This window comes from Roseovarius sp. (genome assembly GCF_030373445.1).
Taxonomy (GTDB): Bacteria; Pseudomonadota; Alphaproteobacteria; order Rhodobacterales; family Rhodobacteraceae; genus Roseovarius.
The window spans coordinates 49,401-72,022 of the sequence record NZ_JAUCYU010000004.1 but is presented as its reverse complement, the minus strand read 5'-3'; the positions used below and the strand labels follow the sequence as shown (position 1 = coordinate 72,022).

Below are 22,622 nucleotides of genomic sequence, written 5' to 3'. Positions count from 1 at the left end.
GCGCTCTCGTCTCGACCCGTCCGGGCACGGCCGGGTTTCCTTCGCTTGATAACCTGCAACGACCAACGTGATGTCGCAATAGTGGGAAAGGCTAGGGCGCCGCGCCGAGATCCCTACTCCGCCGTCCACCCCTCGTCCCGATGGGTGCCGTCACAATACGGCTTGTTCCCCGACAGTCCGCACCGGCACAGCACGTATTTCTTCGACGACATCCCCTCCGCCTGAGCCCCGGCGGGCGAGGTCACGTTCTGCACCCAGTACGGCCCGTTCTTCTCGACAGTGATGTCGCAGCGCTCCGACAACCGGTGCTCCCGCCCGCCATCCGCGCGCTTCAGCGCCAGCGCGCCCGAGGGGCAGGCGGCGACCACCTCCTCCACCTCGGCCCGCGTACCCTTGTCGGGCTGGATCCACGGCTTCTGCTCGGGGTCGAAAACATGCCCGGCGATCCGCCCGCACTCGGCGGCATGGGCACAGATGCGCGGATTGAACGTCACCGCCACCTCCGCGCCCTCGTAGCTCAGAAGCTTGTCCTTGCCGGCGGGCTCTCCGCCGTCGCTCTTGAACCCAACCTTCTCGTGGCTGCCATCACAGAACGGCTTGTTCCCGGAATGCCCGCACCGGCATAGCGCCATTGTGGGCTTCACCTCGATGTCTTCCCCGTCGGGGCCTTTCATCCGGCGGATATGCTTGGCGACGAAGGGCCCGTTCTCGCGCGCTTCGATGGCTGGTTTGTCCGACATGATGTATCTCCTTGTCAGAAGGAAGGTAGCACATGTCTCGGTTCCGCCCACCGACGTGATACCGACAAAATACCGACGTTATACCGACGTTGGATTTTCGGGGTTTCCGTCGCGCCCCAGCGCCTGCATCACCCGCACCAGCTCGGCGCTGATTCCCGGCTCCGAAAGCGCATGGCCGGCCAGCGGAATCATCCGCAGATCGGCCATTTCCCAATCCCTCGCTAGGCGATAGGCCGATTCCGGCGGGCAGATCATGTCATATCTGCCTTGCACGATCGTGCCGGGAATGTGGGAAATTTTCGGTATGTTATCAAAGATTTGCCCATCCTTCTCCAGGAAACCGGCATGGGTAAAATAATGGTTCTCCAGCCTCGCAAAGGCGCGCGCATAATCCGGCGGGCTGTCCCCGCCCACCCCGCTCGACCCGACGGTGGCCAGCGCATTCTCCCACGCCGCCCAGGCCTTCCCGAACCTCGCCTCCTCGGCCCGATCCCCCGAGAACAACCTTTTATTGTAGGCCGCGATCATATCGCCCCGTTCTTCCTCGGGTATAAGCCTCTGAAACTGCTCCCAAGTTTCCGGCCAGAACCGGCCCGCGCCGCCACCATAGAACCAGTCCAGCTCGGCCCGGGTCATGGTGAACACCCCCCTCAAGACAAGGTGCACCGCCCGTTCCGGATGGCTCTGCGCATAGATCAGCGCCAGTGTCGCGCCCCAGCTTCCGCCGAACACGATCCACCGCTCCACGCCCAGCGCCTCGCGAATTTTCTCAATGTCCGCAACAAGATGCCACGTCGTGTTGGCCTCGACACTCGCATGTGGTTTCGACCGGCCACAGCCGCGTTGGTCGAACAGAATGATCCGGAAGACCTTCGGATCGAAATACCGCCGCATCGCCGGGCTGCACCCACCCCCGGGCCCGCCATGCAGCACGACAACCGGCTTCCCCTCCGGGTTCCCCGACTGCTCGACATAGATCGTGTGCCCCTCGCCAACATCCATCATCCGCCGGTCGAACGGCTCGACCGGGGGGTACAAGTACTGGACTGCGCTCTTTTGGCCTGAGTATTTATCCATGACCGTCCTATATACGAGGGCGTGACCAAAAGAGCATATGGAGAGCAGAATGCAAGCCGCTCAGACCACGATTGATGCCGCCGAAGTCGCAAAGTTCGAGGCAATGGCCGCCGAATGGTGGGATCTGAACGGAAAATTCAAGCCACTGCACATGCTCAACCCTTGCAGGCTTGACTATATCACCAGCCAGATCGCCGCCGAATTCGACCGTGACCTCAACGTAACATCACCTTTCGAAGGCCTACGGATTCTCGACATTGGCTGCGGCGGCGGCCTTCTGAGTGAACCGATGGCGCGTCTTGGCGCCGAAGTCGTGGGCGCCGATGCGGCGGAGCGGAACATCCCCGTGGCGCAAATTCATGCCGAGCAGTCGGGCCTGACCATCGACTACCGCCACACCACGGCCGAGGCGCTGGCCGCGGCGGGTGAACAATTCGACGCGGTACTGAACATGGAAGTGGTCGAACATGTTTCTGATCCGCTGGCCTATCTTACCGCCTGCCAGCAACTGCTGAAGCCCGGCGGCATCCACATCTGCTCGACCATCAACCGCAATCCGAAGAGCTTCGCCATGGCCATCGTCGGGGCCGAATACGTGATGCGCTGGCTGCCCAAAGGCACGCATGAATGGTCGAAATTCATAACGCCGGACGAGCTCTACAAGCTGCTGGAACAAGCGGGGCTGTCGCCGGTCGATCGCAAGGGGTTCGTCTTCAACCCGGTGACATGGACATGGTCGCTTTCGGATCGGGACCTGAGCGTGAACTACGTCACCGCCAGCCTGAAGCCGGCCTGACGTTCAGCCGCCGGATTCCATTTTCGTGCGTAGCTCGCGGAGTACCGGCAGCGTCGCGCGCACCTTGTCCTCCCCCAGTTCGTCGACAAGCTCGGAAATCAACGGTGAAATCGCGGAAATCGCCGCATCGCGCGCCTGCCGGCCGGCGGGGCTGATCGTTACCATCTTCCGTCGTGCATCGTCCCAGTCGGGACGGATATGCACGTAACCGGCCCATTCCAGTTTGCCGAGCGTGTTGGTCATGGCGCCGCGTGTCACGTGGAACGACTTGGCCAGCTGCGCCGGGCTGCGCTCTCCCCCGATGCGGGCGAGGTGGTTCAAGACCGAGAAATGCGAGATTTCCATACCCTTGGGCAGCACCCGGCTCAGCTTGTTGCGGATGAGCTGTTCATTGGTCAGGATTTCGCTGAAAAGCGTCACCGCAAGTGGATTGCCGGGTTTTTCTGTCATTCGGGGTCGTCGAACCGGTTGGCCTGCCGCAAGGACGGAATGCGGCGCCTCGCTTCTTCCACGTCTTTCCTGTCCAGATCAACGTATATCACACCCGGCGCTTCCCCCGCATCCGCCAGAATGTCACCCCACGGGCCAATTGCCATGGAATGCCCATAGGTTTGGCGCTGTTTGCCACGCGTCGCAGGGTGTGTGCCGGTCTGGGCCGGGGCCAGCACGTAAGACCCGGTCTCGATGGCCCGGGCCCGCAAGAGGGTTTCCCAATGCACAGCCCCGGTAACCGCCGAAAAGGCCGAGGGCACCGTCAGGATTTCAGCCCCTGCCTGTGCCAGCTTGCGGTAAAGGTAAGGGAAACGCACGTCGTAGCAAACGGTCAGCCCCACGGTCCCGAACGGGGTTTCCGCGGTTACCGCGCGTTCGCCCGGACGATAGCCATCGGATTCGCGATACACTTCCGTTTCCGAAACCTGAACGTCGAACATGTGGATCTTGTCGTAGCGCGCGGCAATCGAGCCATCGGGCGCGATCAGGAAGGACCGATTGGCAAAGCGGCCGTCGGGATCGTCGGTTTTCACCGCGATGGAGCCGATCAGACACCAGACCCCGGCCGCCCTGGCCTTCTGACGCAGGGCGCCAAGGGTATCGTCTTCGCCTTCAGGCTTCAGAACCTCTTTCTGCCGTGTCCGGCTGGTCGACAGACAGTTGGTCACCTCTGGCGTCAGGATGAACCCGGCACCTTGGCCAACCGCCTCGTCGAAAAGCGCGCCGACGGCCGCAATGTTCGCAGCGGGGTCGTCTCCACTTGTCAGCTGAAGCAGCGCCGCCTTCATGCGGCAAGCAGCGGGTCCAGCTTCCCGGCGCGCTCGAGCGCGTAAAGCTCGTCGCATCCGCCGACATGGGTATCACCCACGAAGATCTGCGGCACGGTACGCCCGCCGTTGGCACGATCGATCATCTCGGCCTTTCGCGAGGGATTGGCCAGAACATCGATCTCCGAGAAACTGATGCCTTTTTCGGTCAACAGCCGCTTGGCCGCGTGGCAGAAGCCGCAGAGCGGCGAGGTGTAGATTTCGACCGGTTTCATAACGTGCTCCCGAATGTTTGCGTTTCAGGAGAACTTAGGGATGCTTGGCCACGCGCGCCAGTACCAGAATGCGCACATCTTCGGCACCGGCCGCGTAGCATGCCATCGTTGCCGCTGCCAATGTCGCCCCGGAGGTCATCACGTCATCCACGAGAAGGATGGTCTTGCCTTGCGCGAGATTGGCACGCGCCGGTTTGACGGAGATCGTCCCCGACAGTGACTGAAACCGCTCGTCGAAGCCTTGCCCCTCGAGCGGAAGGGTCCGGACGTTGCGTTGCAGCAGATCGGGGCAGTGGCCGGTATCCAGCCGCCGGGACAGCCCGTTGGTCAGGAGGGCCGACTGGTTATACCGGCGGCGCAACATCCGGGTCCAGTGCAGGGGAACGGGGGCGATCAGGGTATCCGCCGAGACGAGAGGTCGCGCCGCATGGGCGAGCCACAGCACCGCGGGCCGGACAATTTCCTGGCGGTCGCCATGCTTGAGCGCCAGAACCAGCTTCCGACCATTCTCATGATAGAGCATGGCGGCGCGGCCCGCGCTCCATGGCCTGGCGATCCTGAGGCAGTCATCGCAGGTTACCGTCTCGCCCTCATCCTCTCCGGGAAGGGGGACGCCGCACAGGTGACAGGACAGTCCGGAGATGAACGCCGTATCACGCCAGCAGGGCCCACAAAGGCCGAATTCGCTTTCCACCTGGGTCCCGCACAGGATACAGCGGGGCGGATAAATCAGCTGCAGCGCTGTTTGAAAAGAAACCAACGTCATCTTACCTTTTGCGCCATGACAACTCCGCTTACCGATCGCGCGGCCCTGATCCGCAACCGTGCCCGCGCGGCGGCCGCGCCGGTTACGTTCCTTCAGGAAGCGGCCCGCGATGAAATCGAGGATCGTCTGGCTCTGGTTAAAAAATCCTTTCGTAATCCGGCCGTAATACGGGGATTCGAAGATGTGTGGGATGATTTTTTGCCCGGCTCGCAGGTTGTTGAAGACCAGGAGACCCTGCCGCTGGAACAGAACGGGCATGACTTGGTGGTTCACGCCATGTGCCTGCATTGGGCCGACGACCCGGTTGGCCAGTTGATCCAGGCGCGAAGGGCGCTTTGCCCCGACGGGCTTTTCCTTGGGGTCATGCTGGGGGGAGAAACGCTCCATGAGTTGCGGGCGGCGCTGGCCCAGGCGGAAGCGGACCTGTTCGGCGGGCTTTCCCCGCGAGTCGCGCCCATGGCCGAGATACGCGACCTCGGCGCGCTGCTCCAACGGGCGGGTTTTGCCTTGCCCGTGGCGGACAGCGTGCGGCTCACGGCGAACTACGCTTCACCGCTCCGACTCATGCGGGAACTGCGATTCATGGGTGAGGGCAATGCGCTCCACTCCCGGCGGCGCACGCCGACTTCGAAAGCACTTTTCCAACGTGCCGGCGAAATCTACGTCGAGAGCTTCGGTGACAAAGAAGGGCGTGTCCCCGCCACTTTCGAATTTATCGTGCTGACAGGCTGGGCCCCGGACCCGAGCCAGCCGCAGCCATTGCGCCCCGGATCGGCGTCGAAACGGCTGGCCGATGCGCTTGGCGCCGAGGAAACAAGGCTCAAAGATTGACGGCACGGCGGAACCCGTTATGTCCACCGCTGACAGGAACGAAAGACAGTGCCCATGCCCGAAGCCAGCGTCCGGCCCGACCATGCCCCGGCTGACCACCCGGCGATCCCGCAAGCGAAAACCGGCGTGCTGCTGGCCAATCTCGGTACGCCCGATCACTACAGTTACTGGCCGATGCGCCGGTATCTGGGCGAGTTCCTGTCAGACAGGCGGGTGATCGACTACAGCCCTTGGAAATGGCAACCGCTGCTTCAGCTTGTGATCCTGTCGAAACGGCCGTTCACCAGCGGCAGGGCCTACAAATCGATCTGGAACGAGGAGAAGGGGGAAAGCCCGCTGATGACCATCACCCGCCACCAGACTGCCAAGCTCTCGAAAGCGCTTGCGGAACGGTATGGCGAACAGGTGATGGTCGATTTCTGCATGCGTTACGGCAACCCCTCGACGCAATCGAAGGTACGTGCGTTGACCGAGGCTGGCTGTACACGCATTCTCTTTTTCCCGCTTTACCCGCACTACGCCGGGGCAACATCGGCAACCGCGAATGACCAGTTCTTTCGCGCCTTGATGAAGGAAACCTGGCAGCCGACGGCACGCGTGGTCGAGCCTTACTTCGAGCATCCGCTTTATATCGAAGCGCTGGCGCAATCCGTCGAGCGCGCCTATGGCGGACTTGAGGCCAAACCCGAGATCCTCGTGGTGTCCTATCACGGGATGCCCAAGCGATACCTTATGCAGGGTGATCCCTATCACTGCCAATGCCAGAAGACGACGCGCCTGCTTCGGGAGCGGCTGGGGTGGGACGAGGCGCAGATCACCACGACGTTCCAGTCTGTCTTTGGCCCCGAAGAATGGCTGCGACCCTACACGGTGGAAGAAGTTGCCCGGCTGGCGCGCGAAGAAGGCAAGAAGCGGGTCGCGGTGATTGCGCCGGCGTTTTCAGCCGATTGCATCGAGACGCTGGAAGAGATCAACGAGGAAATCCGCGAAAGTTTCGAAAAGGCGGGCGGGGAGGCGTTCACCTATATTCCCTGCCTCAACGACGATGACGCGCATATCGGAGCGTTGACCGAGGTGATCGCGGATAACCTGAGAGGCTGGGTCACGCCATAAGGCCGGAGATACCGGTTACCTGTCGTGAATGCCCATCCCGTCCATGATCCGGTCATAGTGTTTTTCGATCCGGGCGGTGCGCGTCTTGGATTGCTTGGCATCCGAGATGTGCAGGATGTACCCGCGTTGTCGCCCCGGTGTCAGCCCCTCGAACGCCGCTTTGAAACCAGCGTCCTGCGCCATCTTCTCATTCAGCTCTTCGGGGTAAACCAGCTCTCGTTTTGCCTTGAAATCCACCTTTCGGCCGGCCTTGTGCACCTCTATCGCACTTTCGATGATGGCGCGCAGGGTTTCTTCCTGCGCATCGATCTCGGCCAAGCTGCGAAACCGCAACTGGCGGGCGGCCTGTGAATTCTTTCCGGGCGCCACGAGCACACCTTTCGGGTCATCGATGAGAGCACCGCGCATGAAGCCGAGCCCGCAATAGTCTTTCATCTCGTGAAGTATCACGACGTTCCCACCTTCGTAGGTGTAACAGGGCTGTCTCCACTTGAGCTCTTCCTTCAAGGGGTATTCGAGAATGATTTCCCGCAGGCGGTTCAGCTCTTCCGGGAACCGCTTGGCCTTACGGAAGTATGGGTCGAGTCTCATTCCGGCGCCTCCTCCTTCCAGAATTGGCCGGAGCGTAGAACCTGCGCGATTTTGTCGCAAGGACAGTCCGATATGAAAAAAGGGGCGGCGCCACGCGCCACCCCTTTGATATCGGAACGTGCCGTTCTGTTCAGATCAGAAGGACCTGCGTGCCGACCTTGGTCAGCCCGAACAATTCCTGGATGTGTTCATTGTAAAGCCCGATGCACCCGTTCGACGAGCGGCGCCCGATCTTGCGGGTGTCGTGGGTGCCGTGGATGCGATAGTAGGTCCAGCTCAGGTAAAGTGCATGGGTGCCGAGCGGGTTGTCGGGGCCCGGGCCAACGTAGCTGGGCCAGTCGGGGTTGCGTTCCAGCATGGAAGGCGTCGGACGCCATTCGGGGCCGACGATCTTCTGTACAACGCTTGTACGGCCCCGGCGGGTGAGTTCCTCGGTCATGGGAACGCTGGTGGGGTACAGCTTGTAGACCGACTGATCCTCCGACCAGAAATGCAGGGCGCGCGATTGGGTATCGACCAGAACCGCACCGTTGTTCAGGTTGGAAAAGTAGGGTTGCCAGTGCAGGGTCCGAAAGCTCGATATATTGCGCCGCACGCTCTGCGAGATGTCGCCCTCCATCTCCGTCGTCGCGGCGCTGTTCATGCTTTGCGCCACTGCCGGGGCGCCGAGCGCCGCGGCGCTTCCGGCGAGAAATGCCCGTCTGCTCACGCCGCTGGAAAGTAATTTCGCCATTGCTAATTCTCCGTGAATGCTGGCTTTTACCGGCGCAGACTATAGTGCGGGAAAGCCGCAGTCGCAATTCAAACTCTTGGACTGCGGCGATGCGGCGCCCAAGCGTGTTTGAACTACCCGGTATAGCGGGCTAAACGGATGAGACTTTCGACTCAATAGGTGGCTGAGCTTTATGGCGCGTATCATCGGACTTCTGTTTTCGACACTTGTTCTGCTTTCCGCATGCAGCAGCACCATGACCGGGCCGCCAGCGGGCACGGACGGCAGCAGCAGCACCCGCATTCACCGTATCAGCCCCAGCGAGACATCAACGATCCAGTACAGGATGCTGGATTCGGTCAACGCCCTGCGGCAGGCTGCCGGCGCGGCGCCCCTGACGCTTGATTCCCGGCTGAACGCAGCCGCCGCTACCCATTCTCGAGACATGTCCCTGCAAAACCGGCCCTGGCATTTCGGTTCTGATGGCTCTTCACCGATCGACCGGGTGCGCCGCGTTGGCTACGGCGGGTCGCTCATCGGCGAGAACATCTCCGAAACCTACGAAGACGAACTGGAAACGCTGGCCGCGTGGATGGAAAACGAGAACACGCGCCGGACGATCCTGTCGAAGGAAGCCACCGAAATGGGTTTCGCGTGGGAGCAGGAAGCCAATGGCAAGATCTGGTGGACGCTTGTGACCGGCCGCGGCACTGCCCCGGCCGGTACGACCTCCTGATGCTGACGCCTGTCAGGGCGTCAGGATGATCGGCGTCCCGTTGTTGACCATCGCATAGACCCATTCCATGTGACGGTTCTTCAGAGAGATGCAGCCCTCTGTCCAATCCTTACGCTTGTCGCGAGGGTTGGCGTTCGGCCGTCCGTGAATGAAGATGTCCCCGCCTGGCCTCTTTTCATTGGCCTCTGCAAAAGCCCGGTCAGTTGGGTTGGGATATGAGATGCCGATCGACAGGTGGAACTTGCTGTTCGGATTACGTCTGTCGATGTAGTAATACCCCTCGGGCGTCTTGCCGTCGCCCTCGAACTGCTTGTGGCCGCGAGGGGCAAAGCCCAGCTCAACCGGATAAGTCTTGAGCACGCGGTTATGATGCATCAGGTATAGCCGTCGCTCGTCCTTCTGCACGATGACCTGAGTCACCTCTGGCCCGTTGTATTTTTTGAACTTCGATCCGCACCCTGCCAGCCCGACCGCCAGCAGGATCACGGTTATCAGTTTGATCGCCTTCATGGCCTGTCTCGATTTCCTTGCCCTGATGCGGCGCATTTTACAGAATTTCGCGAGGTTGGGCCAAGGAAAATGCGCAGCATTACGAGGCGTTTTTCCGGAATTTTGCAACAAGCTCGACATGCACGGACCAGCGGAACTGGTCCACGACTCGCAAGTGGGTCAAGTCATAGCCGTGGCGCACCAGCAAGGCTGCGTCACGGGCGAAGGTGACCGGATTGCAGGATACATGTGCGATCACCGGAAGGCCGGATTGCGCAAGTTGCGCAATTTGAGCCTCGGCACCCGCGCGAGGCGGGTCGATGATGGCCGCGTCGAAGCCAGAAAGCTCTTCAGCTTGAAGTGGCTGGCGGAACAGGTCGCGGGTTTCCGTCGTGACTTTCCGGAGGCCCTTCGCACGTCGCCACCCCGCGTCGAGGGCAACTGTCATCGCAGGATCGCCTTCCACGGCGTGGACCGCCGCCTTTCGCGCCGCCGGAAGAGAAAAGGTGCCGCAGCCTGCAAACAGATCGATGATGGAAGACGCCCCGTCGACAATGCCGAGCACGTCGGTCCGAAGCGTCTCTTCGCCTTGTTTCGTGGCCTGCAAAAAGGCGCCTGCTGGCGGCACCACCGAAATACCGTCAATCCGCTGCTCCGGTGGCAGGCGAGTGGCAATCGTTTCCCCGTCCCAGCTCAGCCTCGCAAGGTCAAATGCCTGGCAAAGCTCCGCCAATGCCATTCGCAACGGCCCGTCCAGCGGCTTGCCCTCGGTGACCGCTATGTCCAGGCCCGGTTCGGACAGCGTTGCCGCCACGCGCAATGCGGTCTTGCGGCTTGCACCAGTCTCGGCCAGCTTCTCGGCCACCGGCAATGCCGCCATCAGGCGCGGATGAAGTAGGCGGCAATCCGGGATTTCGACAATTGCATCGGACCGCTTGCCGTAAAACCCCGCCATGGCTCCTTTCTTCGTTCGGCGCGCCGCGAAGGTGGCCCTGCGCCGTGAGTTTGGCGGCGACGTATGGATGGGCAGGAAATCCGTCTGAAGGCCCTGTGCCTGCAGGGCCGTTCTGACGATATCGATCTTCCAGTCAGCCAGGGCCGAATCTGACAGGTGCTGCATCTGGCAGCCGCCACAGGATTTGAAGTGACGACAGGGCGGCGCGACGCGGTCGGATGACGGCGTGACAATGCGAACGTCCTTGAGGTGGTCACCGTCCGGGATGCCGGTCACAACCTCACCCGGCAGGGCGCCCGGCACATAGACCGGACCTTCGGCGATCCCGTCGCCAAGATGACCCAACCTCCTGATCCTGTAGTCGGTCAATCGTTACTCCGCCGCGGTCTCGGTCTCGTCGTCGCCGTCGACATCGGCGTTCAGGAATCCGCCCGACTGACGCTCCCAGAAGCGGGCGTAGAGACCGCCCTTTTGAAGCAATTCGGAGTGGGTTCCTTCCTCGAAAATGCGACCCTGTTCCAGCACGATGATACGATCCATCTGGGCGATCGTCGACAGTCGGTGGGCAATGGCAATAACCGTCTTGCCCTCCATCATCCCGTAAAGGGTTTGCTGAATCGCCGCCTCGACCTCGCTGTCGAGCGCGCTGGTGGCCTCGTCGAGCAACAGAATCGGCGCGTCCTTCAGGATGACCCTTGCCAGCGTGATCCGCTGGCGTTGTCCGCCGGAGAGCTTCACGCCACGTTCACCGACATGCGCATCATAACCGGTGCGACCCTGTGGATCTTGCAGGTCAAGGATGAACTCATGCGCTTCGGCCTTGCGAGCGGCTTCCAGCATTTCTTCCTCGCCCGCATCCGGCTTGCCATAGAGAATGTTGTCGCGCACCGAACGGTGCAGAAGCGCACTGTCCTGCTGTACCATACCCACATGGTCACGTAGGCTGTCCTGTTGGACCTGGGAAATATTCTGCCCGTCAATCAGGATGCGCCCGTCTTCGGCATCGTAGAAACGCAGGAGCAACTTGACGAGCGTCGATTTCCCGGCCCCCGATCGCCCGATCAGGCCGATTTTTTCGCCCGGTTCGATGGTCAGGCTGACCCGGTCCAGCCCGCCGGCGCCGCGCCCGTAATGGTGAGATACCGCCTGAATATCGATCCGGCCATCCGTCATCTTCAGGGGTTTGGCATTCGGCTCGTCGACAAGGTCGATGGGTTGGGCGATCGTCTCCATTCCTTCGGCGACGACACCGAGCTGGCGGAAGAACGTCGTGAGCGCCCACATGATCCAGCCGGTCATGGCGTTGAGCCGTAGGGTCAGCGCAGTGGCCGCCGCCACGGCACCCACGGTCGCGCTGCCTTGCATCCAGAGCAGCATGGCCCAGCCGACAACACCCACGATCAGCAGCCCGTTCAGGATCACCAGTGCCACGTCCATTATGGTGTAGATGCGCATCTCGGCCCGGAAGGTGGTGCGTGTATTTTCGATGGCTTCTTTGGCGTATTCAAGTTCACGCTGATGGTGCGCGAAAAGCTTGACCGAGTGAATGTTGGTATAGGCATCCACCACGCGCCCGGTCACCTGAGAGCGGGCGTCCGACGCTGCTTTCGACGCCGGTCCCACGCGCTGCATGACCCAGCGAACGAGGATGGCGTAGAGCACCAGCCAGATGACCATCGGGATCGCCAGCCGCGGGTCGGCATCTGACAGCATCAGCGCGGCGCCAACCACGTAGGCCAGCGCGAAGGTGATCGCGTCAAACACCTGGAACACGGCCTCACCCGCCGCGGGCGGGGTCTGCATGATCCGGTTGGCGATACGACCCGCGAAGTCGTTCTCGAACCAGCCCACCGATTGCCGCAATACGTGCTTGTGCGAGCGCCAGCGGATCAGGGTGCCGAAGTTCGGGATGATCGTGTTGTTGAGCAACAGCACGTCGATTGCCTGGACCAGGGGCCGCAGGATCAGAATGAAAAGGGCCACGACGATCAATTCGAGGCCGTATTGCTGCCACACGGCTTCCGGCTCGCCCGAAAGGCGGTCTACCAGCTGACCCATGTAATAGATCAGCCAGAGTTCAATACTTGCAACGAGTACCGAGAATATCGCGGTCACCCAGAACACCCGTCGAAATGGTCTCATGTAGTCACGCATGAATGGCCAGAGACGGGTGGGAGGTGTATCGGTTTCCGAATACTCACAATACGGATCGACGAGATTCTCGAAAAACTTGAACATGGAACGGCATCCTGGTGGGGGGCGCAAAGGCAGCGCGGCTCAAGCCGCGTGCGGTATCACATGGGGCGGATTATGGGCTTAGCTTAGCCAGATCCCGCGATACATATTGCGTCCCTCCTTCGTCAGTCCTGCGACGATGGCCCGTTCTTGATCAGATTGTCAATTGAAGTCTCTATGACAGGTCGGAACCAAGCAGGTCCTGGCGGCCGAGCGTGAAGCCGGACTCGATCCATTTCCTCTCCAGTTCGCTCAGCTTTTCGCCGAGGGCCGGGCCCTGATACGCTGGCATGAGGTCAGCCGCGGATACCGGGAAATCGGCCGAGGCGCCCTGCGCGATTGTTTCCAGTTCGATCTCGGAGGGTTCACGGTTCTCTGCCGCTGATCTCAGCAACAAGATGTCGACCCCGGCCTCCTTGCCGAACCTGTACCCGATCTCTCCGGCACCGGACGCGGCCGTCAGGCCACGCAGGATCTGGGCAAGCTGTTTCGTTTGGGACCGGCTCAAACGGAGATGCTCGGCCTGATCCGATCCGCCAAGGGCAGCCAGCCTGCGGACAGGATCCACCGGAACCGAAAGCGACTGTTCAAGATGAACGAGCGGCCCCAGAAGGCTGTCATCCGCACCGGGCAGGATATGTCTCAGGATGCCGGCACAGCGCATCGATGCCACGGCCGCCGCAGGCTCCGGCGCCGCGAGAAGTTTCAGAACTTCCGATCCGACCCGTTCCTTCGACAGAGTCTGGATACCCTCCGCCAGCTTGGCACATGCGGCAAGACCGTCCGTGTCCAGACCTCCCGAGCCGTACCAGGCGTGAAACCGAAAGAAGCGAAGAATGCGCAGGTAATCTTCACGGATCCGCTGCTCCGGATCCTCGATGAATCGGACATGGCGCGACTCCAGGTCGGGAAGACCATTGAGGGGGTCGATCAGTTCGCCATCCGACCGCGCGTAGAGGGCGTTCATCGTGAAATCGCGGCGATGCGCGTCTTCCTCCACATCGTCAGAAAAGGCCACCGTGGCGCGGCGGCCATCGGTTTCGACATCCTTGCGGAACGTCGTAACCTCATGGGGGACACCATTTGCGACGACGGTGATCGTACCATGTTCCAATCCAGTGGGAACCGCCTTCAGGCCGGCCGCTTTTGCCAGCGCAATTACACGGTCCGGACGGGCATCGGTGGCGATGTCGATGTCGCGTACCGGCACACCGAGAAGATCGTCCCGTACACAGCCTCCGACGAATAGCGCCTGGAAGCCGGCGCTTTCAAGTAAGCGGCAGACGGACTGCGTTGGCGCTTTCCTGATCCAGTCTCCGGTAAGCTTCATCTACTTTCAAGCGCGTCAGCCATGGACCGCAGGATACGCGCCGTCGCCCCCCAGATATAGTATGGACCGAAAGGAACCGTATAGTAGTGCCTTCGGCTCCCCCGCCAACGGCGTGACTGCACGGTGAAGTTTGCCGGCGTCAGGACATGTTCGAGCGGCACATCGAACACCTCCTCGACCTCGCCAAGCTCCGGGACCGGTGTGAACGGTTCCCGGACTAGCGCGATGACTGGCGTCACCCAAAAGCCGGTTACCGTTTCATGGGCTGGCATGAGGCCGAGAACCTCGACATTCTCCGGTGCGAGGCCGATCTCCTCGTGCGCCTCGCGGAGGGCGGCCGCCGTGATATCGGCGTCGCTCTCGTCCTGCTTGCCACCCGGGAACGCGATCTGGCCGGGGTGATGCTTTAGCGCCGATGACCGCTTCGTGAGGTACAATCGCGATGTTTCACCCTGCGTCAGAACGGGTACGAGCACGCCCGCCGGGCGAAGACTTCGTCCCTCCGGGAGAACGGTATCCGGATTCAGATCATAGTCGGAAGACGGCGCACGAGCCTGGGAGACGGCAATTCGCAGCCGGCCGGCTGCGTCACTCATCGTCATTTGGCTTGTCGGGCGCGTCGAACCCGAGCGTCGCCGGGTCGAGCCTGTAATGGGCGCCGCAGAACTGACAGTCTGCGGTCACGATCCCTTCCTCGGTCGTCATGGTTTCGATATCGCGGACAGAATAGATCGACAGGCTTTGCCGCACGCGGTCTTCCGAGCACGTACACCCAAAGCGAACCGGCTGAAACTCGTAGGCACGAGGAGCTTCCTCGTGGAACAGTCGCACGAGAAGATCGGCCGGTGCGACCGATGGACCGATCAACTCCAGCGCCTCGACGGTATCGAGCAGGATGTTGACCCGGTTCCAGTTTTCTTCGCCATCCTCGCCGACCACGTCATCCGCAACCAGAAGGCCCCCTTCGCCCGTGCCGCCACCCGTTATGCCGGGAGAGGCCTTGGGCATGTGCTGTACCATGATGCCCCCGGCGCGCCAGTGTTCGGATTCACCACGCTCGGTCGATTTCCCGAAGCTTAGTTCGAAGCGTGTCGGCAACTGTTCGGACTGCGCGAAATAAGCCTCGGCACAGGCGCTCAGGCTGCCGCCGGCGATCGGCGTGATCCCCTGATACGGATCGGACCCAGCGCCCTGATCGATGACGACGGAAAAATACCCCTTGCCGAGCTGGTCGAATGGTCGTTCGTCAGTTACGCGATCTCGGTCGAAGGCGGCATACGCACGTATGCGCGCCATTTCGCCCTCATCCTGCGGCGCATAATAATCAGTCGCGATCATGCGAACCGGGCCGTCTGTCTGAACTTGAAGCGAAAGTTTCCACCGCAGCTTGATGGTCTGTCCGATGAGCGCGGTCAGCAGCGCCATCTCGGCCACAAGCGCCTCGACAGCGGGCGGATAGTCGTGCTGACGCAGGATACCGTCAAGGACACCGTCAAGCCGAGCGAGCCGGCCGCGCATATCGGAGGCATCGAGCTGGAACGGCAGGATCGTATCGTCCCACGCGATTTTCTGACCAAGTGTCATGGAGTTTCCTTAAGCCGCGGAAATTGGCATACCGCGACTATATATGAACCGCCAGTGATGATCCAAGAGAGGCTGCATGATCCCCAGATTTGGCCCGGTGCCCCGCCGCGACATTGCTTACTCATACCGCATGGGGGCTTATGCCATCCTTCCCAGGGACGGGCAGCTCCTGCTGACGCTTCAGCATGAGCCGGAACCGGAATTGCAATTGCCCGGCGGCGGGATAGACCCGGGCGAATCGCCGCTTCGCACATTGCACAGGGAAGTTTACGAGGAAACTGGCTGGATCATCGCTGAACCGAGACGGGTCGGGGCGTTCCGGCGTTTCGTATACATGCCGGAATACGACAAATGGGCAGAAAAGCTTTGCCTGATATATGCCGCACGTCCCGTCCGAGCTCACGGAGCGCCAACGGAAGAGGGGCACACGGCCCTATGGTCGAGCCCGGCCTTCGCCGCTGAAGCGCTCGGGAATTCCGGAGACCGGCATTTCGTCAGGACATATCTCAACGCCCGTTGAACTCGAGCAGCACAGCCGAGACATCATCGTCGAACTGATCGGAACCCGTGATCTCGGCCAGTTGCCAAACGAGGGATTCAAGGCAATCGGCGCCGCGCGATTGACGTAATCCCTGTATCACATCTGCAAGGCCGGTCTCGGCCAGCATGTCACCGTTGGATTTGTGGCATTCCATCATGCCGTCCGAATAGATGAACAACCGATCGCCCGGGTTCAAATGTACTTTCCGGGTCTGATACGTGGCGCGGCCCAGCAGACCGACGGGCATGCCGCCATCGCCCGCAAACTCAGTGGTCCCATCAGCCCGCTGCACCAACGGTGGGGGGTGGCCGGCCTGAACATACGTCACCTCACCAGACCCGAGATCGACGAGCGCCAGCAAAAGCGTCAGGTAATGCTCCGTCTCGATCTCGCCAAGGATGAGTTCATTGAGTATGGACGCCGTTTGGCCGGGGCAACGGGCGTGGAAACGACCCTGCTCATCGGGGAAAAGCGCAATGTTCTGCTCAGGCGTCGTTGCAGACAGGTAACCCGCGAGCCGCGCCGTCATCAGTGCCGAGCTGATGCCGTGACCCGATACATCCATGCCATAAACGCCGATCTGTGACTCGCTGACCTGGAACATGCCGACAAGGTCCCCCCCGACATGGCCGCATGAATGCAGCACCATAGAGACTTCGGCGCTTCCAAAGTCACGATACCGTTCCCGTACAAGCGACTGTTGCAGTTTGCGGGCCTCGATCAGGTCGCCGTTGATAGCCTCATGAATTTGCTGAAGCTCGCTTAGCGTGGATCGAACAAGCCGGTTCTTCTCGGTCAACTCCCGCTCCATCCGGAGCACCCGTTCCGCCGCTGTGATGCGGGCACGAAGGTCGGCCGCATTGACCGGCTTGGTCAGAAAATCATCGGCACCGGCATCGAAGCCGCGGGCCATATCCTGCCTGTCGCTCTTCGATGTCAGCAGGATAAAGTAACCGTAGCCGTCGCGGGGCATCCGTCGGAAGGCATGGCAAAAATCCAGTCCGTTCATACCGGGCATCATCCAGTCACTGAAAACGAGGTCTGGCGGGTCCGTTCGACACATGCGAAGCGCCTCGCGGCCCGAGGCCGCTTCGCGCACCGAATAGCCCGCCTCGTGTAGCATGCGCGACAGGGTCAGTCGCTGCGAGGAACTGTCATCGACAACGAGTACCTTTCGCACCGCCTTGGCGGTGCCTGCCCCCCCAGCCTGATTATCCGTCACCTGCACCACGCACCACCGCCCAATGAAATTGCCGGGTCGGTCTAGTGCCAGGGGCTTAATCATCCGTGAAACATGGAATTCGCGCCAAAATCGAGGTGCGATCTCAACCTTTGATTAACGCACCGCCCATAGTTTTGCCGATGAAAGGAATTATCGGGGCTGAAGAATGATCGATTGGAAACGTGTTTCTGAACTGCGCGAAGAGGTCGGTGAAGACAATTTCGACGAGGTGATCGACCTATTCCTGTTCGAGGTGGAGGAAGAGCTTGCAAGGCTTGCAAATTGTCGCGATGCAGCGGCTCTTGCCGCGCGCCTTCATTTTCTGAAGGGGAGCGCGCTCAACATAGGCTTCACGTCGTTTTCCGTCCTGTGCCAGGCCGGTGAAACCGCGGCCGGCAACGGTGCGGAGGCCGACGTCGATATTGATGGTGTCCTTACATGCTATGATCAGTCGAAGCAGGCCTTCGTCCGCGGCCTCCCTCGCATTGCCGCGGCCTAGATCAGGAACTCGGCGAGCACCTCGTCATTGGTGATGTCGCGAAATGCGAAACCGGCTGAGGCCATCTTCGTTTCGATCCGGGAGAAGTTTTCCGGATCGCTGGCTTCGATCCCAATCAGGACCGAGCCAAAATTCCGTGCAGACTTCTTGAGGTACTCGAAGCGGGAGATATCGTCATGCGGGCCGAGAATATTGAGGAAATCCCGCAACGCCCCGGGCCTCTGCGGCATCCTCAGAATATAGTACTTCTTGATCCCGGAGGACCGTAACGCTCGCTCGCGCACCTCGGGCAGCCGTTCGAAATCGAAGTTGCCGCCTGACGTGACGCAAACCACCCGCTTTCCACGGATGTCCTGGCGCAGGTCCTTGAGCGCATCGACAGACAAGGCCCCGGCCGGTTCCAACACGATGCCTTCCACGTTCAGCATCTCCAGCATGGTGGTGCACAACCGGTCTTCACTTACGGTCAACGCACTCGACGGATCGAGGTCGCTCAATCTCTCGAATGTCTTTTCTCCGATCTGGGCAACCGCCGCCCCATCGGCGAATGTCTCGACCTGGGCGAGGCGCACCGGACGCCCGGCCTTCAGCGCCGCACCGAGGCAAGCGCCGCCCATCGGCTCGACAAGGGCGTAACCACAGTCATTCCCGAGATAGCTTCGCACACCGGACGACAGCCCGCCGCCGCCGACGGGCATCACGATCAGGTCAGGCACGCCGTCGAGCTGCTGTTCAATCTCGACGCCAACCGAGGCCTGGCCCTCAATCACGTCCACATCGTCGAACGGCGATAGAAAATGTCCGCCAACGTCCGCGCAGTGGGCCTGGGCCGCGGCGAGCGTGTCATCGAAATAGTCGCCGGTCAGCTCAACTTTCACGAATTCGCCGCCGAAGCTTTTCGTTTTCATAATCTTCTGCTGCGGCGTCGTGACGGGCATGAATACCATGCCGTTGACGCCGAAATGGCGGCACATGAACGCAACACCCTGCGCGTGATTTCCAGCGCTGGCGCATACGAAAGAGGACGTATCCGGATTCCTCTCCAGCACTTTGCGCATCGCGTTGAACGCGCCGCGCAGCTTGTACGATCTTACCGGCGTCAGGTCTTCCCGTTTCAGAAGGATCTCCGCCTCGTACCGGTCAGACAGGTGATCGTTGCGTTGCAATGGCGTCGGCTCGAACACGTCGCGCATGGCGGCTTCTGCGGTGCGGGCAAGGGTACGGAAATCTGTCATAGAGGTGTCACTGTCGCAATCAGGGAACCCTGGCAAGAGGCAGCTGCAATGAATACCGGCGCATACAGGCACGCACGCCACCTTGCCCAGCGCGTCAAAAGCCGATAATCGCCTCGCCCAAGACCGTGCAAAGGGGAAAGCGATGTCCGCGCCGAAAAAAGTCGTACTGGCCTATTCCGGGGGGCTTGATACCTCGATCATCCTGAAATGGCTGCAAACCGAGTATGGGTGCGAGGTTGTGACCTTCACGGCCGATCTCGGCCAGGGCGAAGAGCTCGAGCCCGCACGCGAGAAGGCCGAACTTCTGGGGATCAAGCCTGATAACATCTACATCGAAGACGTTCGCGAAGAGTTCGTGCGCGACTTCGTCTTCCCCATGTTCCGCGCCAACGCACTCTACGAAGGGCTGTACCTGCTTGGCACTTCGATCGCCCGGCCGCTGATTTCCAAACGGCTCGTGGAAATCGCCGAGGAAACCGGCGCCGACGCGGTGGCACACGGGGCCACTGGCAAGGGCAATGACCAGGTGCGGTTCGAACTGGCGGCCTATGCGCTCAACCCCGAGATCAAGGTTATCGCACCTTGGCGGATTTGGGACCTGACGAGCCGCACAAAGCTGATCGACTTTGCCGAGAAGAACCAGATACCCATTGCGAAGGACAAGCGGGGTGAGGCGCCATTCTCGGTCGACGCAAACCTTCTGCATACGTCCTCGGAAGGCAAGGTTCTGGAAGACCCTGCCGAAATGGCGCCGGATTACGTCTATCAACGAACGACCCACCCCGAGGATGCCCCGAATGAAGCCGAGTTTATCGAGGTCGGGTTCGAAAAGGGCGATGCCGTCAGCATCAATGGCGAGGCGCTTTCGCCTGCCTCGCTTCTCACGAAGTTGAACGAGCTGGGCGGCAAGCATGGCATTGGCCGGCTTGACCTGGTGGAGGGCCGATTCGTCGGTATGAAGTCGCGCGGGATCTACGAGACACCCGGCGGCACGATCCTGCTTCAGGCGCATCGCGGCATCGAGCAGATCACTCTCGACCGCGGAGCCGCTCATTTGAAAGACGAGTTGATGCCGCGCTACGCCGAACTCATCTACAACGGTTTCTGGTTCAGTCCGGAACGTGAAATGCTGCAGGCGGCGATTGACCGGAGCCAGGAGCATGTGACCGGTTCCGTGCGGCTGAAGCTTTACAAGGGGTCGGTCAACGTCGTCGGCCGCTGGTCGGACCATTCGCTTTATTCCGAAGCGCACGTGACCTTCGAAGAAGATGCGGGTGCCTATGATCAGAAGGATGCAGCCGGGTTCATCCAGCTCAATGCCCTGCGGCTGAAGTTGCTTGCCGCTCGTGATCGGCGCCTCAAGGGCTGAAAAGAAAAAGGGCGGCCCTACAAACTGGCCGCCCTCTCGGTTTGTTCGCTGATTATTGTACGGTGATAACCGTCATGACCAGTTCGCCATCGGGCTTGATGGGTCCGTCTTCCTTGGCCCCAAGTGTGTATTCGAAGATCCCGGTTTCCATCCCGCCATCTTCGGAATGAACCATCAACATCAGCATGTCGCCCGCGGCCACATCTTCCGTCAGGATCGCGGCCACGTCCATCGTTTCGCCTTCGCGGATCGGCGCGTGACCGACAACCGGACCCGGCTTCATGTCGGCATCCGTACGATGCACGACGAGCCAGCCGTTCTGCATGGCGGAAACCTTGTCGGCACTGACGATCCCATTCGCAACGCTTTGGTCCGAGGCCTCGACCATTGGCGTCATGCCGTGGTTGTCCGCAAGGGCCGTGCCCGCTGTCAGGATCGTTGCTGCAGTAAGGCTGATCAGGGTCTTCATTGAAAATCTCCAATCTGTTGAATCTGCACGCGGTCTTTCCGCGCCTGCGAGAAGGCACGTGGATTGAGAGAATTAGTTTCAAGAAATAGCCTAGAGGAGCGCCATTTCGCGCAAAGGCCGATAGAAGGGCATAGCTTCCTCTGCCAGGGCGGCCTGTTCTCCAGTAAGTTCGGGAAGCTCACCCTCTGCCGGGGCAAAGCCGGTCGAACGATGTACCGCGCCGTACCAGTGCGGTGCCCAGACGCCATCCTCTACGTGACCGCCTGTCGGCCAAGAAAGCATGGCCGTTGTCCAAGGTAGACCGATCGCCTCGCAAAGTGATCGCATCATCCTTTCAGGGTCGCGCCGTATGTCATCGGAATCGATGATCACCGGCTTCTGTCCTTGCGCTCTGAGTTGCTCATAAAGCTCGAATTGCTGGGTGAAGCCGATATCGGACAGCGTCGGGTTATCGTATTTCAGCGAGAAGCTGGCCGCGACCCGGGCGGGATGGCGGATCAGGAAAACATTGGACACCTTGCCAATCCAGTCGCGCGGCACGCCCTCGATCATGTGTTGGGTCATGTGCTTCTGATAGAAATGCGGAAGGCCGCCGGGGATGGGACCGAGAAGTTCCTCGATCACTTCGCTCGGATCGACGGCCTGCGAGGCAACGATTTCATCCCGCATCGGGTGGATCAGCCCCGTCCTCGACAGATAGGCAGCGTAGAAGGGCTCGTCCACGACGGCACAATCGCCGCGGGCCGCGAATGCGTACATCATGGCCGTCGACAAGTTTCTCGGGCCGGACCACATTGCAATCCTCATCAGGCCATTTCCCGCTGTATCAGTGCCTTGTAGAGACCTTGGATCGTTTTGGTGACCGGCCCTAGCTGACCGTCCCCGATCGTCCGTCCATCGACCTCGCCGACGGGCGTCTGGGCGCCGAACGTTCCCGTCAGGAACGCCTCGTCAGCGCCGTAGGTATCCACCAGGGAATAGTTGCGCTCGAAAACCGGTATCTGGTTCTCACGGCACAGATCGATCACCTTCTGACGCGTTATGCCGTTCATGCAGTAATCGCCCGTGCTGGTCCACACAGCCCCTTTTCGCACGATGAAGAAGTTGCAGGCATTCGTCGTGTTCACAAAACCATTTACGTCGAGCATTAGACCTTCGTCTGCCCCTGCTTTCTCGGCTGCGATACAGGCGAGGATACAGTTGAGCTTGGAGTGCGAGTTGAGCTTCGGATCCTGGGTCATCGGCATTCCGCGGAGATGCGGCACCGTCGCTAGCCGGATCGGCCGGCCAATCTGCGGCCTGGAGTGTTCCATGATAATCGTAACGGTCGGCCCCTGCTTTGACAGGGAGGGGTGCTGAAATGGTCGGCTTTTGACACCCCGCGTGACCATCAGGCGGGCGTGGGCATCCGATGTCATCTCGTTCGCGATCTGCGTGTCTATGACGGCCTGAAACACCTCCTGCCGCGTCATTCCGATATCAAGGTCGATGGCCTTTGCCGCCTCGAACAGACGGTCAAGATGCTCGTCGATGAACGCCCATGTCCCGTTATAAAGTCGCAAACCCTCCCAGATGCCGTCACCCAGCATGAACCCGCTGTCATACACGCTCACTACCGCTTCGGCCTTAGGAACGATCCTTCCGTTGAGCCAGATCCGAATGGTCTCGTTTCGGGCATCTTCCTCCGCCTGGTGTGTGGTCTGGTGCTCTGTCATTTTCGCCCCCGAATGTTACAGACGGCCTTTTCAGCGCCAGTCGGCCGAACGTTATTTGCGGCGATTCCCGGTGCCAAGGGTAA

26 protein-coding genes are annotated in these 22,622 nt (G+C 60.7%); 7 read left to right on the top strand and 19 right to left on the bottom strand.

Features of this window, described 5'->3' with window-relative positions; genetic code table 11:
* Positions 1–113 precede the first annotated feature (113 nt).
* A complete protein-coding gene (locus tag QUV18_RS08765; RefSeq protein WP_300893373.1) occupies positions 114–740 on the bottom strand; it encodes a CDGSH iron-sulfur domain-containing protein in 627 nt (208 codons plus the stop codon).
* A 78-nt stretch (positions 741–818) separates the two neighbouring features.
* Positions 819–1,817, bottom strand: a complete 999-nt coding sequence (gene pip / locus QUV18_RS08760; RefSeq protein ID WP_300893372.1) for a prolyl aminopeptidase — start codon at positions 1,815–1,817, stop codon at positions 819–821.
* A gap of 49 nt (positions 1,818–1,866) precedes the next feature.
* Between pip and ubiG the strand changes: the two genes are divergently transcribed.
* On the top strand, positions 1,867–2,613 hold the full coding sequence (gene ubiG, locus QUV18_RS08755) for a bifunctional 2-polyprenyl-6-hydroxyphenol methylase/3-demethylubiquinol 3-O-methyltransferase UbiG (protein ID WP_300893371.1): 747 nt from the start codon (positions 1,867–1,869) through the stop codon (positions 2,611–2,613).
* A 3-nt stretch (positions 2,614–2,616) separates the two neighbouring features.
* Here the strand turns inward: ubiG and QUV18_RS08750 are convergent, their stop codons facing one another.
* Genes QUV18_RS08750 through QUV18_RS08735 form a run of 4 tightly spaced genes read right to left on the bottom strand, consistent with a single transcriptional unit; the run spans position 2,617 to position 4,913 of the window.
* On the bottom strand, positions 2,617–3,063 hold the full coding sequence (locus tag QUV18_RS08750) for a MarR family transcriptional regulator (RefSeq protein WP_300893369.1): 447 nt from the start codon (positions 3,061–3,063) through the stop codon (positions 2,617–2,619).
* Positions 3,060–3,893 carry a carbon-nitrogen hydrolase family protein gene (locus QUV18_RS08745; RefSeq protein WP_300893368.1) on the bottom strand — a complete coding sequence of 278 codons (834 nt, stop codon included), beginning with the start codon at positions 3,891–3,893 and terminating at the stop codon, positions 3,060–3,062. Before QUV18_RS08745 ends, QUV18_RS08750 begins: the two co-directional genes overlap by 4 nt.
* Complete coding sequence (gene grxC, locus QUV18_RS08740; protein WP_300893367.1) at positions 3,890–4,147, bottom strand: glutaredoxin 3; 258 nt, start codon at positions 4,145–4,147, stop codon at positions 3,890–3,892. The genes QUV18_RS08745 and grxC overlap by 4 nt, the downstream gene beginning before the upstream one ends.
* Before the next feature lie 34 nt (positions 4,148–4,181).
* Positions 4,182–4,913 carry a double zinc ribbon domain-containing protein gene (locus QUV18_RS08735; RefSeq protein WP_300893366.1) on the bottom strand — a complete coding sequence of 244 codons (732 nt, stop codon included), beginning with the start codon at positions 4,911–4,913 and terminating at the stop codon, positions 4,182–4,184.
* A 15-nt stretch (positions 4,914–4,928) separates the two neighbouring features.
* Between QUV18_RS08735 and QUV18_RS08730 the strand changes: the two genes are divergently transcribed.
* Positions 4,929–5,744, top strand: a complete 816-nt coding sequence (locus tag QUV18_RS08730; protein ID WP_300893364.1) for a methyltransferase domain-containing protein — start codon at positions 4,929–4,931, stop codon at positions 5,742–5,744.
* Positions 5,745–5,798: 54 nt separating this feature from the next.
* A complete protein-coding gene (hemH, locus tag QUV18_RS08725; RefSeq protein ID WP_300893362.1) occupies positions 5,799–6,857 on the top strand; it encodes a ferrochelatase in 1,059 nt (352 codons plus the stop codon).
* Between the two features lie 15 nt (positions 6,858–6,872).
* Here the strand turns inward: hemH and QUV18_RS08720 are convergent, their stop codons facing one another.
* Both QUV18_RS08720 and QUV18_RS08715 read right to left on the bottom strand, forming a co-directional pair.
* The gene (locus QUV18_RS08720; protein WP_300893360.1) at positions 6,873–7,448 is read right to left on the bottom strand and encodes a DUF1801 domain-containing protein; all 576 of its coding nucleotides are present in this window, start codon (positions 7,446–7,448) and stop codon (positions 6,873–6,875) included.
* Between the two features lie 130 nt (positions 7,449–7,578).
* Entirely contained in the window at positions 7,579–8,181 is a 603-nt protein-coding gene (locus QUV18_RS08715) for a L,D-transpeptidase (protein ID WP_300893358.1), read from the bottom strand.
* A gap of 172 nt (positions 8,182–8,353) precedes the next feature.
* Between QUV18_RS08715 and QUV18_RS08710 the strand changes: the two genes are divergently transcribed.
* The gene (locus QUV18_RS08710) at positions 8,354–8,896 is read left to right on the top strand and encodes a CAP domain-containing protein (RefSeq protein ID WP_300893356.1); all 543 of its coding nucleotides are present in this window, start codon (positions 8,354–8,356) and stop codon (positions 8,894–8,896) included.
* A 12-nt stretch (positions 8,897–8,908) separates the two neighbouring features.
* Here the strand turns inward: QUV18_RS08710 and QUV18_RS08705 are convergent, their stop codons facing one another.
* The 6 genes from QUV18_RS08705 to QUV18_RS08680 form a co-directional block, all read right to left on the bottom strand.
* Positions 8,909–9,406, bottom strand: a complete 498-nt coding sequence (locus QUV18_RS08705; RefSeq protein ID WP_300893354.1) for a L,D-transpeptidase family protein — start codon at positions 9,404–9,406, stop codon at positions 8,909–8,911.
* Between the two features lie 79 nt (positions 9,407–9,485).
* Positions 9,486–10,709 carry a class I SAM-dependent RNA methyltransferase gene (locus QUV18_RS08700; protein WP_300893351.1) on the bottom strand — a complete coding sequence of 408 codons (1,224 nt, stop codon included), beginning with the start codon at positions 10,707–10,709 and terminating at the stop codon, positions 9,486–9,488.
* Positions 10,710–10,712: 3 nt separating this feature from the next.
* Entirely contained in the window at positions 10,713–12,578 is a 1,866-nt protein-coding gene (locus QUV18_RS08695; RefSeq protein ID WP_300893349.1) for an ABC transporter ATP-binding protein, read from the bottom strand.
* A gap of 172 nt (positions 12,579–12,750) precedes the next feature.
* On the bottom strand, positions 12,751–13,905 hold the full coding sequence (locus tag QUV18_RS08690; RefSeq protein WP_300893347.1) for a CCA tRNA nucleotidyltransferase: 1,155 nt from the start codon (positions 13,903–13,905) through the stop codon (positions 12,751–12,753).
* Complete coding sequence (locus QUV18_RS08685) at positions 13,902–14,501, bottom strand: CoA pyrophosphatase (RefSeq protein WP_300893345.1); 600 nt, start codon at positions 14,499–14,501, stop codon at positions 13,902–13,904. The genes QUV18_RS08690 and QUV18_RS08685 overlap by 4 nt, the downstream gene beginning before the upstream one ends.
* On the bottom strand, positions 14,494–15,489 hold the full coding sequence (locus QUV18_RS08680; RefSeq protein WP_300893343.1) for an Hsp33 family molecular chaperone HslO: 996 nt from the start codon (positions 15,487–15,489) through the stop codon (positions 14,494–14,496). The genes QUV18_RS08685 and QUV18_RS08680 overlap by 8 nt, the downstream gene beginning before the upstream one ends.
* 76 nt (positions 15,490–15,565) lie before the next feature.
* Here QUV18_RS08680 and QUV18_RS08675 point away from each other — a divergent pair, with 76 nt between their 5' ends.
* Positions 15,566–16,009: an NUDIX hydrolase gene (locus tag QUV18_RS08675; RefSeq protein ID WP_300893342.1), complete on the top strand. Its 444-nt coding sequence runs from the start codon at positions 15,566–15,568 to the stop codon at positions 16,007–16,009.
* On the opposite strand, the gene QUV18_RS08670 is transcribed toward QUV18_RS08675, so the two are convergent.
* Entirely contained in the window at positions 15,996–17,261 is a 1,266-nt protein-coding gene (locus tag QUV18_RS08670) for a SpoIIE family protein phosphatase (protein ID WP_300893340.1), read from the bottom strand. The two genes, QUV18_RS08675 and QUV18_RS08670, sit on opposite strands and share 14 nt — an antisense overlap.
* 157 nt (positions 17,262–17,418) lie before the next feature.
* Here QUV18_RS08670 and QUV18_RS08665 point away from each other — a divergent pair, with 157 nt between their 5' ends.
* Entirely contained in the window at positions 17,419–17,751 is a 333-nt protein-coding gene (locus QUV18_RS08665; protein WP_300893338.1) for an Hpt domain-containing protein, read from the top strand.
* Here the strand turns inward: QUV18_RS08665 and ilvA are convergent.
* Positions 17,748–18,986, bottom strand: coding sequence for a threonine ammonia-lyase IlvA (gene ilvA, locus QUV18_RS08660; protein ID WP_300893337.1), 1,239 nt, complete (start codon positions 18,984–18,986; stop codon positions 17,748–17,750). The genes QUV18_RS08665 and ilvA overlap by 4 nt on opposite strands.
* Before the next feature lie 142 nt (positions 18,987–19,128).
* Here ilvA and QUV18_RS08655 point away from each other — a divergent pair, with 142 nt between their 5' ends.
* Positions 19,129–20,355, top strand: coding sequence for an argininosuccinate synthase (locus QUV18_RS08655; protein ID WP_300893335.1), 1,227 nt, complete (start codon positions 19,129–19,131; stop codon positions 20,353–20,355).
* Between the two features lie 52 nt (positions 20,356–20,407).
* Here the strand turns inward: QUV18_RS08655 and QUV18_RS08650 are convergent, their stop codons facing one another.
* The 3 genes from QUV18_RS08650 to QUV18_RS08640 form a co-directional block, all read right to left on the bottom strand.
* Positions 20,408–20,824 (bottom strand): hypothetical protein, encoded by a 417-nt coding sequence (locus tag QUV18_RS08650; protein ID WP_300893334.1) that lies wholly within the window; start codon positions 20,822–20,824, stop codon positions 20,408–20,410.
* 90 nt (positions 20,825–20,914) lie between these two features.
* Positions 20,915–21,631: an HAD family hydrolase gene (locus QUV18_RS08645; RefSeq protein WP_300893333.1), complete on the bottom strand. Its 717-nt coding sequence runs from the start codon at positions 21,629–21,631 to the stop codon at positions 20,915–20,917.
* Entirely contained in the window at positions 21,631–22,539 is a 909-nt protein-coding gene (locus QUV18_RS08640) for a D-amino acid aminotransferase (protein WP_300893332.1), read from the bottom strand. The genes QUV18_RS08645 and QUV18_RS08640 overlap by 1 nt, the downstream gene beginning before the upstream one ends.
* Positions 22,540–22,622: the final 83 nt, after the last annotated feature.

Bases quoted from the DNA above. Each gene is read 5' to 3' on its own strand.
- QUV18_RS08765 (WP_300893373.1), bottom strand. From the start codon at position 740: ATGTCGGACAAACCAGCCATCGAAGCGCGCGAGAACGGGCCCTTCGTC.
- QUV18_RS08745 (WP_300893368.1), bottom strand. From the start codon at position 3,893: ATGAAGGCGGCGCTGCTTCAGCTGACAAGTGGAGACGACCCCGCTGCG.
- QUV18_RS08735 (WP_300893366.1), bottom strand. From the start codon at position 4,913: ATGACGTTGGTTTCTTTTCAAACAGCGCTGCAGCTGATTTATCCGCCC.
- QUV18_RS08645 (WP_300893333.1), bottom strand. From the start codon at position 21,631: ATGAGGATTGCAATGTGGTCCGGCCCGAGAAACTTGTCGACGGCCATG.
- ubiG (WP_300893371.1), top strand. From the start codon at position 1,867: ATGCAAGCCGCTCAGACCACGATTGATGCCGCCGAAGTCGCAAAGTTC.
- QUV18_RS08680 (WP_300893343.1), bottom strand. From the start codon at position 15,489: ATGACACTTGGTCAGAAAATCGCGTGGGACGATACGATCCTGCCGTTC.
- QUV18_RS08695 (WP_300893349.1), bottom strand. From the start codon at position 12,578: ATGTTCAAGTTTTTCGAGAATCTCGTCGATCCGTATTGTGAGTATTCG.
- QUV18_RS08730 (WP_300893364.1), top strand. From the start codon at position 4,929: ATGACAACTCCGCTTACCGATCGCGCGGCCCTGATCCGCAACCGTGCC.
- QUV18_RS08665 (WP_300893338.1), top strand. From the start codon at position 17,419: ATGATCGATTGGAAACGTGTTTCTGAACTGCGCGAAGAGGTCGGTGAA.
- QUV18_RS08675 (WP_300893342.1), top strand. From the start codon at position 15,566: ATGATCCCCAGATTTGGCCCGGTGCCCCGCCGCGACATTGCTTACTCA.
- pip (WP_300893372.1), bottom strand. From the start codon at position 1,817: ATGGATAAATACTCAGGCCAAAAGAGCGCAGTCCAGTACTTGTACCCC.
- QUV18_RS08640 (WP_300893332.1), bottom strand. From the start codon at position 22,539: ATGACAGAGCACCAGACCACACACCAGGCGGAGGAAGATGCCCGAAAC.
- QUV18_RS08715 (WP_300893358.1), bottom strand. From the start codon at position 8,181: ATGGCGAAATTACTTTCCAGCGGCGTGAGCAGACGGGCATTTCTCGCC.
- QUV18_RS08710 (WP_300893356.1), top strand. From the start codon at position 8,354: ATGGCGCGTATCATCGGACTTCTGTTTTCGACACTTGTTCTGCTTTCC.
- QUV18_RS08650 (WP_300893334.1), bottom strand. From the start codon at position 20,824: ATGAAGACCCTGATCAGCCTTACTGCAGCAACGATCCTGACAGCGGGC.
- QUV18_RS08690 (WP_300893347.1), bottom strand. From the start codon at position 13,905: ATGAAGCTTACCGGAGACTGGATCAGGAAAGCGCCAACGCAGTCCGTC.
- QUV18_RS08705 (WP_300893354.1), bottom strand. From the start codon at position 9,406: ATGAAGGCGATCAAACTGATAACCGTGATCCTGCTGGCGGTCGGGCTG.
- QUV18_RS08685 (WP_300893345.1), bottom strand. From the start codon at position 14,501: ATGAGTGACGCAGCCGGCCGGCTGCGAATTGCCGTCTCCCAGGCTCGT.
- ilvA (WP_300893337.1), bottom strand. From the start codon at position 18,986: ATGACAGATTTCCGTACCCTTGCCCGCACCGCAGAAGCCGCCATGCGC.
- QUV18_RS08750 (WP_300893369.1), bottom strand. From the start codon at position 3,063: ATGACAGAAAAACCCGGCAATCCACTTGCGGTGACGCTTTTCAGCGAA.
- grxC (WP_300893367.1), bottom strand. From the start codon at position 4,147: ATGAAACCGGTCGAAATCTACACCTCGCCGCTCTGCGGCTTCTGCCAC.
- hemH (WP_300893362.1), top strand. From the start codon at position 5,799: ATGCCCGAAGCCAGCGTCCGGCCCGACCATGCCCCGGCTGACCACCCG.
- QUV18_RS08655 (WP_300893335.1), top strand. From the start codon at position 19,129: ATGTCCGCGCCGAAAAAAGTCGTACTGGCCTATTCCGGGGGGCTTGAT.
- QUV18_RS08720 (WP_300893360.1), bottom strand. From the start codon at position 7,448: ATGAGACTCGACCCATACTTCCGTAAGGCCAAGCGGTTCCCGGAAGAG.